This window comes from Halovulum sp. GXIMD14794 (assembly GCF_054457455.1).
On sequence record NZ_JBTLNF010000008.1, the window covers coordinates 254,401 to 269,184 of the forward strand.

A 14,784-nucleotide genomic window follows, 5' to 3' on the forward strand; every position below is an offset into this window, starting at 1 on the left:
TCCGGTCTCCGTTCTGGCGGCCGGGCCCGGGATTACACTTGACCTGTCACCGGGTTTGGCTAGCGTGGTTTTTACCATTTGGTCAAAGCGAGTTTTGCACAGCCCGGGCAGGCTGGCAATCGCCAAGACCCCAGACGTAGCCATTCGCGGGGACGGAACCCCGCAGACAGCGGAGCTAGTCCATGTCCGACCGCCGACCCGTCGCCCCGAACGACCTCGCCGCCTTCTGGATGCCGTTTACCGGAAACCGCCAGTTCAAGAAGGCGCCGCGCATGCTCGTCGCGGCCGAGGGCATGCACTATACCAGCGCGGATGGCCGGCAGATCCTGGACGGCACCGCCGGCCTCTGGTGCTGCAACGCCGGTCACAAGCGCCCGAAAATCGTCAAGGCGATTCAGGAGCAGGTCGAGGAACTCGACTACGCCCCCGCCTTCCAGATGGGCCACCCCAAGGTGTTCGAGCTGGCCAACAAGCTGACTGGCCTGGCGCCCGAACCCTTCGAGCATGCCTTCTTCACCAACTCCGGCTCCGAGTCGGTCGAGACCGCGTTGAAGATCGCGCTCGCCTACCACCGTGCACGGGGAGAGGGGCAGCGGTACCGCCTGATCGGGCGCGAGCGCGGCTATCACGGGGTGAACTTCGGCGGCATCTCGGTCGGCGGGATCGTCCCGAACCGCAGGATGTTCGGCACGCTGCTCACCGGCGTCGACCACCTGCGCCACACGCACCTGCCCGAGCAGAACGCCTTCACCCGCGGGCAGCCCGAACATGGCGCCGAACTGGCGGACGAGCTGGAGCGCATCGCCCAGCTGCACGGTCCGGAAACCATCGCCGCCGTCATCGTCGAGCCGATGGCCGGGTCCACCGGCGTGCTGCTGCCGCCCAAGGGCTACCTGCAGCGGCTGCGCGAGATTTGCGACCGCCACGGGATCCTGCTGATCTTCGACGAGGTCATCACCGGCTTCGGCCGCCTCGGCGCGCCCTTCGGGGCTGACTATTTCGGGGTGATGCCGGACATGATCGTCTGCGCCAAGGGGCTGACCAACGGCGTCGTGCCGATGGGCGCGGTGCTGACCACTGGGGCGATCCACGACGCCTTCATGACCGGTCCCGAGCACATGATCGAGCTGTTCCACGGCTACACCTATTCCGGCAACCCGCTGGCCTCGGCGGCGGGGATCGCGACCCTCGAAACCTACGAGGAGGAGGGCCTGCTGACCCGTGGCTCCGAGATGGGCGGTTACTGGGAAGACGCACTGCACTCGCTCAAGGGCCTGCCGCATGTCACCGATATCCGGAACCTCGGCCTGATCGGCGCGGTGGAACTGGAGCCGATCGCTGGTGCACCGACGCAGCGCGCCTTCAACGCTTTCCTCAAGGCCTTCGAGAAGGGCATCCTGATCCGCACCACCGGCGATATCATCGCCATGAGCCCGCCGCTGATCATCGAAAAAGAGCACATCGACCAGCTGATCGGCACGCTCGCGGACGTCCTGAAGGAACTCGACTGAGCGCAGCGCAGACCACACGCGGCGGCCCCGGCCCGTCAGGGCCGGGGGTAATGGACCTGGCCCGGAACGGGCCTCCGCCGGATCAACCGAACGAAAGGAGCCGCCCATGACCGCCCCCGGAGAAAACCTCAAGATCGACGGCAGCCGCCTCTGGGACTCGCTGATGGAGATGGCCAAGATCGGCCCCGGCGTCGCGGGCGGAAACAATCGGCAGACCGTCACCGATGAGGACGGCGAGGGCCGCAAGCTGTTCCAGAAATGGTGCGAGGAAGCCGGCTGCACCATGGGCGTTGACGAAATGGGCACCATGTTCGCCCGGCGTGAGGGGTCCGACCCGGACGCGCTTCCGGTCTATGTCGGCAGCCATCTCGACACCCAGCCCACCGGCGGCAAGTACGACGGCGTTCTGGGCGTGCTCGGCGGGCTCGAGATCATCCGCTCGCTCAACGATCTCGGGATCAAGACCAGGCATCCCATAGTCGTCACCAACTGGACCAACGAGGAGGGCACTCGGTTCGCCCCCGCCATGCTGGCCTCGGGCGTGTTCGCCGGGATCCACGATCTCGACTGGGCCTACGGGCGCGAGGATGCCGAGGGCAAGAAATTCGGGGACGAACTGGCCCGCATCGGCTGGAAGGGCGACGAGAAGGTGGGCGACCGCAAGATGCACGCCTTCTTCGAGTTGCACATCGAACAGGGCCCGATCCTCGAGGCCGAGAACACCGACATCGGCGTGGTCACCCACGGGCAGGGCCTCTGGTGGCTCCAGGTCACGCTGACCGGCAAGGACGCGCACACCGGCTCGACACCGATGAACATGCGGGTGAACGCGGGCCTCGGCATGGCCCGGATCACCGAACTGGTCCACGAGATCGCGATGGAGAACCAGCCCGACGCCGTCGGCGCCATCGGCCAGGCCAATGTCTATCCGAACTCGCGCAACGTGATCCCCGGCAAGGCGGTCTTCACCATCGATTTCCGCTCGCCCGATCAGGCCAAGCTCGACGGCATGAAGGCCAGGCTCGAGGACGAGGCGCCGCGCATCGCCAAGGCGCTGGGCCTCGGTATCGAGATCGAGCCCGTCGGCCATTTCGATCCCGTCACCTTCGACGACGGCTGCGTATCGGCGGTCCGCGACGCCGCCGAGCGTCTGGGCTATTCGCACCGCAACATCATCTCGGGGGCCGGTCACGATGCCTGCTGGATCAACCGCGTCGCGCCGACCGCCATGGTCATGTGCCCCTGCGTTGACGGCCTCTCGCACAACGAGGCCGAGGAAATCAGCCCCGAGTGGGCCGAGAAGGGCGCGAACGTGCTGTTCCACGCGGTCGTCGAAACGGCCGGGATCGTGGAATGATCCCGCTCCCCGGCCTCCAGGCCCGGACGGTCGGTCGGGCGTGCGTCTTGACGCTCGCCCTTCTGTCCGGCCAAGCAATGGCCGAGGACGCTGCCTGCACCGATGTAGCGGCGCTTCTCGGGAAGCTCGCGGATCGGATGCCGAAAATGACCGAAAACGCCCGCGCTTCACGGATGGGGGTTGTCTCTCTCGGAACTTCCGCCAGTCTCGCAGCCAAGGCCGCCGAGGGGGCGGGCTGGACCGAACAGGAGATTGCGCCGATGGCCGCGATGCGGGACGCACGAGAACCGGATGGCTCCGGGCAGACACTGGACATGGCGGCGGCGAACAGGCTTTTCGCCAGCCAGGGCCGCGCACTTGCCGAGGTCGCCAGGTTGCGCTGCACCGATACCGCGCTGCCGGATCTGTCGGCGCTGGATACCGGGGGCATGCAATGACCGAGACCCACAAGCACGACAAGAAGGGCCTGATGTGCAACCATGTCGCCAAGGGCAAACGCCCCTTGCGGATGGTGGCGCATGACCGCGAGGGCATCTGGCAGTTCATGTGCGGGCACGAGGATCACAGCCGCGCCAAGCAGGCCAAACGCGTCTGCGTCGCCTGCATCTTCGACAAGAACCTGCGCAGCCTCACGCCCGACCAGCTGCCGCCCGGCCATATCGCCGAACGCGACGGGAAGGGGGCCGAGTGGGTGATCCGCGACATGACCGACGAGGAACTCGGCCAGATCAGCGATACGGACACCGCGCCGATCAAGGGCATGAACCGGGTGAAGGCATAAGCAACCGTCCAGCGAAGGGAGAGACGATGCAACCTCTGATCCGAACCCTCACCGCGACTGCTCTGGTGCTGTCCTGCGCCGCCCTGCCGGGCCTCGCGCAGGACGACGACCTCGAAGACGCCAAATGGGAGGTCATCTACCTGGACGCGGACGGCGAGGAAGTCCGCCGCAATGACCGGGCCGAGACCGTCGCCCGCGTCGAAGGTCCCCGCGACACCTTCCTCGAGGTCGGCTGCAACGCCAGTTCCGAAAACCGCTACCTGCGCGTCTCGCGCATCTCGGACGATCGCAAGGCTCAGTTCGCAGGCGAGGAACTGGTCGTGATGGCCGAGGTCTTCTCCCGCGGCGACGTGCTTCATTCCGAGGATCTCACCATGCCCTGGCGCGAGGCGGACGAGGACGCCGAGGAAAAGGGCGTCGACGGCTACTACCAGACCCGCAACCGCGCCCGGCTCTCCAACGCCATGCGCGAGGGGTTTCGCGTGGTCCTGACAAACGACGAGCAGGGCATCCGCCTGCCGTTCACCTTGCGCGGCAGTTATGTCGCGATCGGCGCGGTGCCCTGCGACTGACGCAGGCCCGCGCGCCCGTCCCTCGGGGGCGGCCAGAGAAACCGGACAAGCCGCGCACCAACGCGCGGCGCCAGACAACAGGGAAAAGAGCATGACCAAGGTTATCAAGGGCGGCACCATCGTCACCGCCGACCGCAGCTTCGAGGCGGATATCCTGATTGAGGGCGAGACGATCAAGGAGATCGGCGAGGACCTGAAGGGCGACAAATACGTCGACGCCGAAGGGGCCTACGTGATCCCCGGCGGGATCGACCCCCACACGCATCTTGAAATGCCGTTCATGGGCACCACCGCCGCAGAGACCTTCGAGTCCGGCACCTGGGCCGCCGCCGCCGGCGGCACCACGATGCTGATCGACTTCTGCCTGCCCGGTGCGGATGGCTCGATCAAGAACGCGATCAACGAGTGGCACCGCAAGTCGGCGCCGCAGATCTGTTCCGATATCGGCTACCATATGGCCGTCACCGGCTGGAACGAGACCATCTTCAACGAGATGAAGGACGCCATCGACATGGGCGTCAACTCGTTCAAGCACTTCATGGCCTACAAGGGCGCGCTGATGGTCGAGGACGACGAGATGTTCGCCTCGTTCCAGCGCTGCAAGGAACTCGGCGGCCTGCCGATGGTCCATGCCGAGAACGGCGACGTGGTCGACCTGCTGCAGAAGAAGATGCTCGAGCAGGGCATTACCGGCCCCGAGGGCCACGCCTATTCCCGCCCGCCCGAGGTCGAGGGCGAGGCCGCCAACCGCGCCATCATGATCGCCGACGCCGTGGGCACGCCGCTCTATATCGTGCACGTGTCCTGCGAGCAGGCGCACGAGGCCATCCGCCGCGCGCGTCAGAAGGGGATGCGCGTCTATGGCGAGCCGCTGGCGCAGTTCCTGATCCTCGACGACAGCGAGTATCTGTCCAAGGACTGGGACCACGCGGCGCAGCGGGTGATGTCGCCGCCGTTCCGCTCGAAAGAGCATCAGGACGGCCTCTGGAATGGCCTCGCTGCCGGCTCGCTGCAGGTCGTCGCCACCGACCATGCCGCCTTCACCACCGAGCAGAAGCGGATGGGCCGCGACAATTTCTGCATGATCCCGAACGGCACCGGCGGGCTGGAGGAACGTCTCGCCGTGCTCTGGACCTACGGTGTCGAGACCGGCCGCCTGACGCCCGAGGAGTTCGTCGCCGTCACCTCGACCAACATCGCCAAGATCCTGAACATCTATCCCCGCAAGGGCGCGCTGGTGCCCGGCGCCGATGCCGATATCGTCGTGTGGGATCCGAAGATCTCCAAGACGCTTTCGGCCAGCAACCAGAAGTCGGTGCTCGACTACTCGGTCTGGGAGGGCATGGAGGTCAGCGCGCAGGCCCGTTACACCCTTTCGCGCGGCGACGTCATCTGGGCCTGGGGCCAGAACAGCCAGCCCCAGCCGGGCCGCGGCAAGTTCATCCCGCGCCCGGCGTTCAGTTCGGCCGCCAAGGCGTACTCGCAGTGGAAGGACCTGAACAGCCCCCGCAAGGTCGAGCGCGACCCGCTCAACATCCCGGCAGGGATCTGAGCCTCATGCGGCGCGCGTCCATCCGGGGCGCAAGGCCGGGATCAGGTCCCGGCCAGCGCCTCCAGCTCGGGCAGAAGCTCCACGCTTTCCTGCTCGTGCGGATCGGTGCGGGCGATGACGGCGACAGCCTCGGTGTCGCCGGTGTTCATCGGCAGGTGCGGCACGTCCGCGGGGATGTAGATCATGTCGCCCGGACCGACCTCCATCCGGTGTTCCAGCCGGTCGCCCCAGAGCATCGCCGCCGTGCCTTCCAGCACGTAGATCGCGGTCTCGTGGGTGACATGCTTGTGCGCCTTGGCGCGCCCGCCGGGCGGGATTCGCAGCAAGTGCATGCAGATGCCCTGCGCGCCGACAGTCTCGCGCGCGATGCCTTCGAAATAGTCAAATCCCTGCTTTCCGGCATACTGCCCCGAGGCCCGCATCTTGCGGCAGACGGGCTTGGATGATCCGGTCATGGCGGTATCCTCCCTGAGGAAAACAATAACAAGCGAGGACGGTTGTTGACACCTGAAACGGCCCCCCAGCCAGAAACTTCCCCCGTAACCGCGGCCCCGGTGATCCAGGCGCGCGACCTGTCGCTGACCTTCCAGACCGGTGACGGGCCGGTGCACGCGCTCAAGGACGTGTCGCTGGACATCGGTCAGGGCGATTTCGTCAGCTTCATCGGCCCCTCGGGCTGCGGCAAGACCACCTTCCTGCGGGTGATGGCGGATCTCGAACAGCCCACGGCGGGCAGCGTCACCGTCAACGGGGTCTCGCCCGAGGAGGCCCGCCGCGCTCGTGCCTACGGTTATGTCTTCCAGGCCGCGGGCCTCTACCCGTGGCGTACCATCGGCGGCAACATCCGCCTCCCGCTGGAGATCATGGGCATCCCGCGCGCCGAACAGGCCGAGCGGGTCAAGCGCGTGCTGGAACTCGTGGACCTCGCCGGGTTCGAGAAGAAATACCCCTGGCAGCTTTCGGGGGGCATGCAGCAGCGTGCCTCCATTGCGCGGGCGCTGGCCTTCGATGCCGACATCCTGCTGATGGACGAGCCCTTCGGCGCGCTCGACGAGATCGTGCGCGACCACCTGAACGAGCAGCTTCTGGCGCTCTGGGCGCGCACCGGCAAGACCATCGCCTTCGTGACCCACTCGATCCCCGAGGCGGTGTACCTGTCCACGAAGATCGTGGTGATGAGCCCGCGCCCGGGCCGGATCAGCGACGTGATCGAAAGCCCGCTGCCGCGCGAACGGCCGCTGGATATCCGCGACACGCCGGAGTTCATCGAAATCGCCCATCGCGTCCGCGAGGGCCTGCGCGCGGGGCACCTCGATGACTGAACTCGGGCATGCGGCTGCCGCCGGGATGCCTCCGGCGGGGATATTTGAGGAAAGTGGAAGGGGGGCACGATGAGTGACGTGGCCGCCCCCGGGGCCGGCGTCGGCAAGAGCGCCGCGCCCGGCTGGGCCGTCCGGCAGATGCGGGCACTGGGCCCCGTGCTGGCCGTCGTCGCCGGGATCCTGGTGATCTGGTACGCCGCCGTGCCTCCAATGAACATCCACTGGGCTGCCAACCGGGCCGCGCGCGCGGATGTCGCGGTCTCGACCCCCGAAGGCGTGTCGATCCGCAACGCAGGGGCATGGTCGCTGGTGCTGCGCAATCCGGGACTGATCCCCGCGACCTATTCCCAGGACAAGCCGCGCCTGCCCGCCCCGCACCAGGTGGCGGCGGAACTGTGGGCGACCACGGCGGGCCAGCCTGTCACCTCGAACAAGAGCTTGCTGCATCACGCGGGCATCACGTTGACGGCGACGCTGCTGGGCTTTGTCATCGGCGCGCTGGGCGGGCTGCTGCTGGCGGTGGGGATCGTCTACAACCGGGTGATGGACGCCTCGGTCATGCCCTGGGCGATCGCCAGCCAGACGATCCCGATCCTGGCGCTGGCGCCGATGATCGTGGTGGTGCTGAACTCCATCGGCATCACCGGGTTGATCCCGAAGGCGGTGATATCGGCCTACCTGTCTTTCTTCCCAGTGGTCGTCGGCATGGTGAAGGGCCTGCGCAGCCCCAGCGCGATCCAGACCGACCTGCTGCACACCTACAACGCCAGCAACTGGCAGGGGTTCTGGAAACTGAGGCTGCCCGCGGCGATGCCGTTCCTGTTCCCCTCGCTCAAGGTCGGCATCGCGGCCAGCCTTGTCGGCGCGATCATCGCGGAATTGCCGACCGGCGCGCAAGGCGGCCTTGGCGCGCGGCTACTGTCGGGCAGCTACTACGGGCAGACGATCCAGATCTGGTCGGCGCTGTTCGCAGCCGCCATCCTCGCCGCCGTGCTGGTGGGCATCGTCGGCGCGATCCAGACGGCGACGCTGAAACGCATGGGGTTCGGGCGATGACGGGGGCGAACGGACTGCTGGTCACTTCGGTCAGCGCGCTGGCGCTGGTCGCGCTGACACTGCTGCTGCTCGCCACCGGGGCCGAGGGCGCGGCCTTCGCCGCCGCGCTACTGGCTGCCGTGGCGCTGGTCGCCCTGATCGCGCACCTGGTGCGCCGGGGGCGGCGCGGGGTGCTGCCGCCGCTGCTGCTTGGCTTCATCATCCTGCTGCTGTGGGAGACCGGGGTCCGCGCCTTCGACGTGCCGGGCGTGATCCTGCCCTCGGTCAGCGCGATCCTGACCCGCATGGCCTCGAGCGCCCCGACCCTGTGGGAGGACTTCGTGCAGACCTTCCTGCGCGGCGCGCTGGGCGGCTATGTCATCGGCTGCGGTGCGGGCTTCCTCGTCGCGCTGATCGCCGACCGCACGCCCGCGCTGCAACGCGGCATCCTGCCAGTCGGCAATTTCCTCGCCGCCATGCCCATCGTCGGCACCGCGCCGATCCTGGTCATGTGGTTCGGTTTCGACTGGCAGTCCAAGGCCGCCGTTGTCGCGGTGATGTGCTTCTTCCCGATGCTGGTGAACACGGTGCAGGGGCTGGCGGCGGCCGAGCGGATGCAGAAGGACCTGATGCGGACCTATGCCGCCGGCTACTGGAAGACGCTGACCAAGCTGCGCCTGCCCGCCGCCGCGCCGTTCATCTTCAACGGGCTCAAGATCTGCACCACCCTTGCGCTGATCGGCGCTATCGTGGCCGAGTTCTTCGGCTCGCCGATCCGCGGCATGGGCTTTCGCATCTCGACCGAGGTCGGGCGCCTGGCGCTCGACATGGTCTGGGCCGAGATCGTGGTGGCCGCGCTGGCCGGCTCGGCCTTCTACGGGGTGGTCGCGCTGATGGAGCGTGCGGCCACCTTCTGGCACCCGTCGCAACGGCGGGCGCGGTAACGACAAGAAGACGTGCAACGCACGGATAAAAAGACGTGCAACAAGGAGAGTGAGAATGAAAAGACTGATCGCGACCGCCTTGGCGCTGGGGCTGACCGCCTCGGCCGCCGCTGCCCAGGACGAGGTGACGCTGCAGCTGAAATGGGTCACCCAGGCCCAGTTCGCGGGCTATTACGTCGCTAAGGACAAGGGCTTCTACGAGGAAGAGAACCTCGACGTCACCATCAAGTCGGGCGGCCCGGACATCGCGCCCGAGCAGGTGATCGCCGGCGGCGGTGCCGACGTCATCACCACCTGGATGGCCGCGGGCCTTGCCGCGCGCGAGCGCGGCGTGCCCCTGGTCAACATCGCCCAGCCCTTCAAGACCGGCGGCCTGCAGCTGACCTGTCTCAAGGAAACCGGCGTCGAGAGCCCGGACGATTTCGCCGGCCGCACGCTGGGTGTCTGGTTCTTCGGCAACGAATATCCGTTCTATGCCTGGATGGCACAGCTTGGGCTGGAGACCGACGGCGCCGACGACAACGGCGTGACCGTGCTGAAGCAGGCGTTCAACGTCGATCCGTTGCTGCAGGGGCAGGCCGACTGCATCTCGACCATGACCTACAACGAGTACGGCCAGGTTCTTGATGCGGGCTATACCGAGGATGATCTGGTGAACTTCAACTATCTCGAGCAGGGAATCGGGATGCTTGAGGACGGGCTCTACGTGCTGGAAGAGAACCTCGAGGACCCGGCCTTCGCCGACAAGATGGTGCGTTTCGTCCGCGCCTCGATGAAGGGCTGGAAATACGCCGAGGAGAACCCGGAAGAGGCCGCGCAGATCATCATCGACAACGATCCGACCGGCGCTCAGACCCTCGACCATCAGGTCTACATGATGGGCGAGGTCGCCAAGCTGACCGCAGGCAGCAACGGCGCGCTGGATCCGGCGGACTACGAGCAGACGGTCAAGACGCTGCTCTCGGCGGTGTCCGAGGACAACCCGGCGATCACCAAGGAGCCCGAGGGCGCCTGGACCCACGCCATCTCGGATGAGGCGCTTCAGTAAGCGCCACGCGGAACACATCGCGAAAATTGCATCAGGCCGGCCACAGTGCCGGCCTGTTGTGTCTCCGCTCACTCGTTTGCGCCGGGCGGTGCGTGTATCCTCCTGCAACCGGATTGGGGCCGGAACGGAGGAAGGATGGACGGCACGACTGCCGAAACCGGAATCGGAGCGCTGACGCGGCAGCTGCGGGCGCTCGGAATCGCATCGGGCGACACGATCCTGGTGCATGCCTCCTACCGCGCGCTGCGCCCGGTCGAGAACGGCCCCGACGGGGTGATCGACGCGCTGCTGGCCGCCGTCGGCTCCGGCGGGACGGTCATGATGCCCTCATGGACCGGCGACAACGATGCGATCTTCGACGCTGGCAGCACCGCGGCGGACGCGGACCTGGGCGTGATCGCGGACCGGTTCTGGCGCCGTTCGGGCGTGATGCGCGCGCGGCATCCGATGGCTTTCGCGGCGCATGGCCCGGCGGCGGTGCGGCTGCTGCGCGACAAGCTCGTGCTGCCTCCGCACCAGATGGCCAGCCCGGTCGGACGGCTTCTGCAGGTCGAGGGCAAGATCCTGCTTCTGGGCGTTGACCACGATGCCAACACCATGCTGCACCTTGCCGAATGGATCGCCGGCGTGCCCTATGCGCTTCCGCATCACATCACACTCGCCGACGATGCCGGTCAGCCGCGCCAGCGCACCTACCGCGAGCCGGACCATTGCTGCCAGCTGTTCCGGCAGGCCGGCAACTGGCTGCGCGCCGAGGGCAAGCAGACCGAGGGCGAGGTCGCGCATGGCACCGCCCGCCTGTTCCGTGCCTCGGACCTGATCGAGGTCGTGTTGCCGCGCCTGCGCCGCGATCCGATGGTGTTCCTGCACCGCGCCGATTGCCCGGAATGCCAGGCGGCACGCGACAGCGTCCCACCCGAATACCTCAGGCAACTGCCCTGAAGCGTCAGCCTCCCGAGACCACGCACTGGTAGCTGGAGCCGTCCGGATCGGGCTCGCGATAGGTCGCTTCGTCGCCCTTGATCCAAATCTCGCGCCCGAAGCTGCCGGCGTATTTCGAGCCCGAGGCGGTGCGCTCCAGCGTGCCGACGTCGATCTGGTCGCCGCGCTCGAAGCGCAGGCTCGGCAGTTCGGTGTCGAAATACATCGTAACCACTTCGTTCGCCGGGTTGCCGTCGCAGGCCCAGAAGGTCGTGACGGTCGGCTCCTCGAGCATCCAGGTCGCGACCAGCTCGGCCTCGCGGCGCTGGTACTGCCATTCGACGCAGGCGCGCGGATCGTCCGCCTTCCAGCACTCGTCCCGGCCGCCGATCCAGCCCCGCTGTGTCGCCCGCAGCGTGTCTTCGGCCTCGGCCGCCCCGGCATCGAGCCCCTGCACCGCCTCCAGCGCTGCCGCATAGCGCTCGGCGACGCGCCGGTCGAGCGCCGCCAGCGCGGCGTCGCCGCAGACCAACTCCTCCGCGCCGCTCTCGGCCTTGGCGCAGTCGAAGGACGGCCCTTCCTGCGCGTGGGCGGGAAGCGCGCACAAGGCGATCGCGATGAACGCATACGGTTTCATGAATGTCTCCAATCTGATCTGTCGTCAGACTAGCATGGATCCGCGGCGCGAGCGTGCCTCAGCCATTCCTCGGCCGCTTGCTGCCGAACGCACCCCACAGCAGCCAGGCCAGCACCGCGCCCACTCCGGCGCCGAACAGCCCCAGCACGATCATCATCGGAACGGTGATGATCGACAGCGCGACCATCATGCTCGCGACCTCGGCGAAGCCGCCGGGACCGTGATAGCTCATCGCGTCGATCAGCTGGATCGACTGGGCCACGGCCATTCCAAGGAAACCGCCAACCGCCATCCAGCAACGCCCGGCACCGGGCTTGGCCAGCACCCTGTGCACGATCACGGCTAGCGCGACGAACGGTATATCGGCCCAGATCGCGAAGGGGATCAGCAGCCCCGCGCCGCGACCCAGCGAAACCACCGGAACGCCCTGTATTCGCAACCACTCGCGAACGCCGATCCCCAGCAACACCGTCAGGATCAGCCCGCCCAGCAGGATGAAGCGGACCACGCGCCCACGGTCGCACCAGTTCGCAGACGGTTGGATCTCATCGCTCATTCTTCAAGCGTAAACGCGCCGCGTCCATCGCAGCCTTGATCCCGCTCAAATTGAAAGGGGCCGCGCGGCGTTAACGGCGCGGCCCCTCGATCAGCCAGGGATCAGGCGAAGAGGAACGAGTCCACCGCCGCATCCAGTGGGCTGCCATCTTGATAGGCCAGGTTGACGATGCGCGCGTCTTCGTCGCGGCCGGTGTCGGCCTCGTCATAGGCGGTCTCGGCGGTGGCGTGGTTGGCCAGCAGGTACTCGGCCAGCGCGTCCTGCTCGGTGCCGTCGTCGGCGAAGGTGGCGGCGCCGGTCTGCACGCCCTCCTGCTCCAGTTCCACGAAGTCGAAGTCCTCTGGGAACGGGTAGCCGTCGCCGCCGCCGATGTAGTTGCCCGCATCGTCGAAGCGCGGCGCGGCCAGGAAGCCCAGCGTTACCACGCCGTACTCGGCATCGCCGTTGACGATCTGCCCGTCGTCGACCAGCACCGCGCGCACGTTGCCGTCTTCGTCGACGAAGACGGCATCCTCGATCCGGCTGCCCGAGGCGGCAGTCGGGTCGAAGCTGAACTCGATCCCCGAGAGCTGCGAGAACTGACCGGAGACGCCGGGCAGGGCGCCCACACCGTGCTCCAGCAGGGCGACGATCTCGGCGCCGGTCAGCGTGCCGACCACGAGGTCGTTGTTGAACGCCAGCGTGGTCTGGATGTCGTACTGGCTGATGCCGCCCAGTGGTTTGACCACGGTGCCGTCGGCGTCCAGCACCGCTTCGTTCACGGTACGGATCGGCTCGCTGCCGCCGGCAGGCACGACGGTCTCGCCGATCGAGGCGCGGATGCCGCCGCCGTTCTTGATCGACAGCCAGATGTCATCGCCGTCGCTGAACATGGCATTGGCATAGGCCAGGTTCGCATCCGCGGTCAGGTTGCCGAGATTGGTCTCCTGTGTCCGCACGCCGTCGGTATCGTCGGCAGCGTCGGTGCCCGAACGATTGCCGTTCAGGTAGACGTTCGAAATGCCGAAGACGTTGCCCTCGGTCTCGAGGATCTGCGCCAGGATGCTGTCTGCGATCTCCTGGATCTCGGGGTCGATCAGGCCCTCGGCGCCCAACTCGGCCACGCCCTGATCGTCGGTCGCATAGGCGCCCGAGATATCCTTGTCGTAGCTGTCTGCGATGATGTTGCCATCCTCGTCGAAGTCGATGACCAGGCGGCCAACATATTTGTAGCTGCCGTCGGTGTTCACGACCGCGGTGGTGGTGCCGCCCGCGTTCTCGATAAAGATCGGATAGTCGCCCTGCTTGGTGTCGCCGTCGCGCAGGCGGTCGTTCTCGTCCAGAAGCCGGGTGTTCGAACCTCCGGCGACGATGATGTCGACGTTCTCCAGCCGTTCGGCCAGCGCCTGCTCGATCGAGATCTGCTGCATGTGCGCCAGCAGCACGACCTTGTTCATCGACGGATTTGCGTCCAGCAGCGCGTCGACCTCGGCCTGGAGGTTGGCGGCCAGCGCGTCCAGCTCGGCCTCGCTCGGGGTGCTGTCGGCCCAGGTCGGCAGCACGGTCACGCCGCCGGGGCTGGAGATCGAGCCGAGCGTCGGCGTGGTGGCGCCCACGACGCCGATCAGCTCGCCGCCGGTTTCCAGAACGGTCGATGAGGTGACGACGCCGCCCTGCGGCGCCTGGCCGCCGGCGACCGCCAGCGGCGCCAGGTTCGCGTCGGTCGAGAAGTCGAGGTTCGCCGACAGGTACGGAAACAGCGTGCCGTCGAAGCCTTCGGCCGCCGCGCCCGAGATCAGCCTGGCCAGTTCGGCGGCACCGAAGTCGAACTCGTGGTTGCCGAGCGCCATCGCCTGCACGCCCAGCTCGTTCTGGATCAGGATGTCGGCGATGCCACCCGCGCCGTAAACCGACGAGGAGGCGTCATAGAACAGGCCCGGGATGAACGCATCGCCCGAGGACAGGGTCAGCACGCCATCGGCGCCCACATCCTCGCCGCGCAGGGCATTCAGGATGGCCGAGAAGTACGGCGCATCCTCGACCGCGCGCGCCCCGGCTTCCTGGTCCGCGAAATGCAGCAGGTTCAGCGTGAAGATCGACGCCTCGTCGACCAGCGAGACGTCGGCGACCTCGTCGCTGCCAGCGATCGTGTAGGTGAATGAGATCTCGGCCACGTCCGCCAGCTTGACGATCTTGACCTCGCCGGTCGGCAGAACCTTTGCGACGGCGACGCGGTTGCCGTCCTCGTCCTCGATGAACACGGCGCGCTTGGACTTGGTAAGGTCGACGCCGTTGATCGAGGTGATGGCCGCGTCCGCGCCGTCATTCCCGGTCGGATCGACGTTCAGCACCTTGCCCGCGGTACGGATGTAGTCGTCCTGCGGTGCGGCCGGGGCCGCCTCGGCCTCGGTATCCTCAATGATCGGGAACGCGCCGAAGGGGGTATCGAAACCGTCGCCGCCGAAGGGCGAGTTCTTCCTGTTGAACGCCATGTCACTGACTCCGAATACAAGCATGAAGCCCCACCCGTATGGGCGGACAGCGCCTTGTCCGAGGCGGGCGTGACGCC

Annotated in this window: 15 protein-coding genes; 11 read left to right on the plus strand and 4 right to left on the minus strand. The window is 67.1% G+C overall.

Annotated elements, in window-relative coordinates:
- The first annotated feature begins 182 nt into the window (after positions 1-182).
- The 6 genes from aptA to hydA all read left to right on the plus strand — a co-directional run bounded on the left by aptA (position 183) and on the right by hydA (position 5,773).
- A complete protein-coding gene (gene aptA / locus ACW9UR_RS20410) occupies positions 183-1,511 on the plus strand; it encodes an omega-aminotransferase AptA (RefSeq protein WP_458918908.1) in 1,329 nt (442 codons plus the stop codon).
- A gap of 106 nt (positions 1,512-1,617) precedes the next feature.
- A complete protein-coding gene (locus ACW9UR_RS20415; protein ID WP_458918909.1) occupies positions 1,618-2,868 on the plus strand; it encodes a Zn-dependent hydrolase in 1,251 nt (416 codons plus the stop codon).
- Positions 2,865-3,305, plus strand: a complete 441-nt coding sequence (locus tag ACW9UR_RS20420) for a hypothetical protein (protein ID WP_458918910.1) — start codon at positions 2,865-2,867, stop codon at positions 3,303-3,305. The genes ACW9UR_RS20415 and ACW9UR_RS20420 overlap by 4 nt, the downstream gene beginning before the upstream one ends.
- Positions 3,302-3,649: a hypothetical protein gene (locus tag ACW9UR_RS20425; RefSeq protein WP_458918911.1), complete on the plus strand. Its 348-nt coding sequence runs from the start codon at positions 3,302-3,304 to the stop codon at positions 3,647-3,649. Before ACW9UR_RS20420 ends, ACW9UR_RS20425 begins: the two co-directional genes overlap by 4 nt.
- Before the next feature lie 26 nt (positions 3,650-3,675).
- Complete coding sequence (locus ACW9UR_RS20430; protein WP_458918912.1) at positions 3,676-4,221, plus strand: hypothetical protein; 546 nt, start codon at positions 3,676-3,678, stop codon at positions 4,219-4,221.
- 91 nt (positions 4,222-4,312) lie between these two features.
- Entirely contained in the window at positions 4,313-5,773 is a 1,461-nt protein-coding gene (gene hydA, locus ACW9UR_RS20435; protein ID WP_458918913.1) for a dihydropyrimidinase, read from the plus strand.
- A 41-nt stretch (positions 5,774-5,814) separates the two neighbouring features.
- Here the strand turns inward: hydA and ACW9UR_RS20440 are convergent, their stop codons facing one another.
- Complete coding sequence (locus ACW9UR_RS20440) at positions 5,815-6,228, minus strand: cupin domain-containing protein (RefSeq protein ID WP_458918914.1); 414 nt, start codon at positions 6,226-6,228, stop codon at positions 5,815-5,817.
- 45 nt (positions 6,229-6,273) lie between these two features.
- On the opposite strand from ACW9UR_RS20440, the gene ACW9UR_RS20445 reads away from it, so the two are divergent.
- From ACW9UR_RS20445 to ACW9UR_RS20465, 5 genes are all read left to right on the plus strand, one after another.
- Positions 6,274-7,095 (plus strand): ABC transporter ATP-binding protein, encoded by an 822-nt coding sequence (locus ACW9UR_RS20445; protein ID WP_458918915.1) that lies wholly within the window; start codon positions 6,274-6,276, stop codon positions 7,093-7,095.
- Between the two features lie 138 nt (positions 7,096-7,233).
- Positions 7,234-8,151, plus strand: coding sequence for an ABC transporter permease (locus tag ACW9UR_RS20450; RefSeq protein WP_458918980.1), 918 nt, complete (start codon positions 7,234-7,236; stop codon positions 8,149-8,151).
- A complete protein-coding gene (locus ACW9UR_RS20455) occupies positions 8,148-9,074 on the plus strand; it encodes an ABC transporter permease (RefSeq protein ID WP_458918916.1) in 927 nt (308 codons plus the stop codon). Before ACW9UR_RS20450 ends, ACW9UR_RS20455 begins: the two co-directional genes overlap by 4 nt.
- Before the next feature lie 55 nt (positions 9,075-9,129).
- On the plus strand, positions 9,130-10,122 hold the full coding sequence (locus ACW9UR_RS20460) for an ABC transporter substrate-binding protein (RefSeq protein WP_458918917.1): 993 nt from the start codon (positions 9,130-9,132) through the stop codon (positions 10,120-10,122).
- Positions 10,123-10,257: 135 nt separating this feature from the next.
- The gene (locus ACW9UR_RS20465; protein WP_458918918.1) at positions 10,258-11,064 is read left to right on the plus strand and encodes an AAC(3) family N-acetyltransferase; all 807 of its coding nucleotides are present in this window, start codon (positions 10,258-10,260) and stop codon (positions 11,062-11,064) included.
- A 4-nt stretch (positions 11,065-11,068) separates the two neighbouring features.
- On the opposite strand, the gene ACW9UR_RS20470 is transcribed toward ACW9UR_RS20465, so the two are convergent.
- The 3 genes from ACW9UR_RS20470 to ACW9UR_RS20480 all read right to left on the minus strand — a co-directional run bounded on the left by ACW9UR_RS20470 (position 11,069) and on the right by ACW9UR_RS20480 (position 14,707).
- Complete coding sequence (locus tag ACW9UR_RS20470) at positions 11,069-11,680, minus strand: MliC family protein (protein ID WP_458918919.1); 612 nt, start codon at positions 11,678-11,680, stop codon at positions 11,069-11,071.
- A gap of 58 nt (positions 11,681-11,738) precedes the next feature.
- Complete coding sequence (locus ACW9UR_RS20475) at positions 11,739-12,236, minus strand: hypothetical protein (protein WP_458918920.1); 498 nt, start codon at positions 12,234-12,236, stop codon at positions 11,739-11,741.
- 101 nt (positions 12,237-12,337) lie between these two features.
- Positions 12,338-14,707: a 5'-nucleotidase C-terminal domain-containing protein gene (locus ACW9UR_RS20480; protein WP_458918921.1), complete on the minus strand. Its 2,370-nt coding sequence runs from the start codon at positions 14,705-14,707 to the stop codon at positions 12,338-12,340.
- Positions 14,708-14,784: the final 77 nt, after the last annotated feature.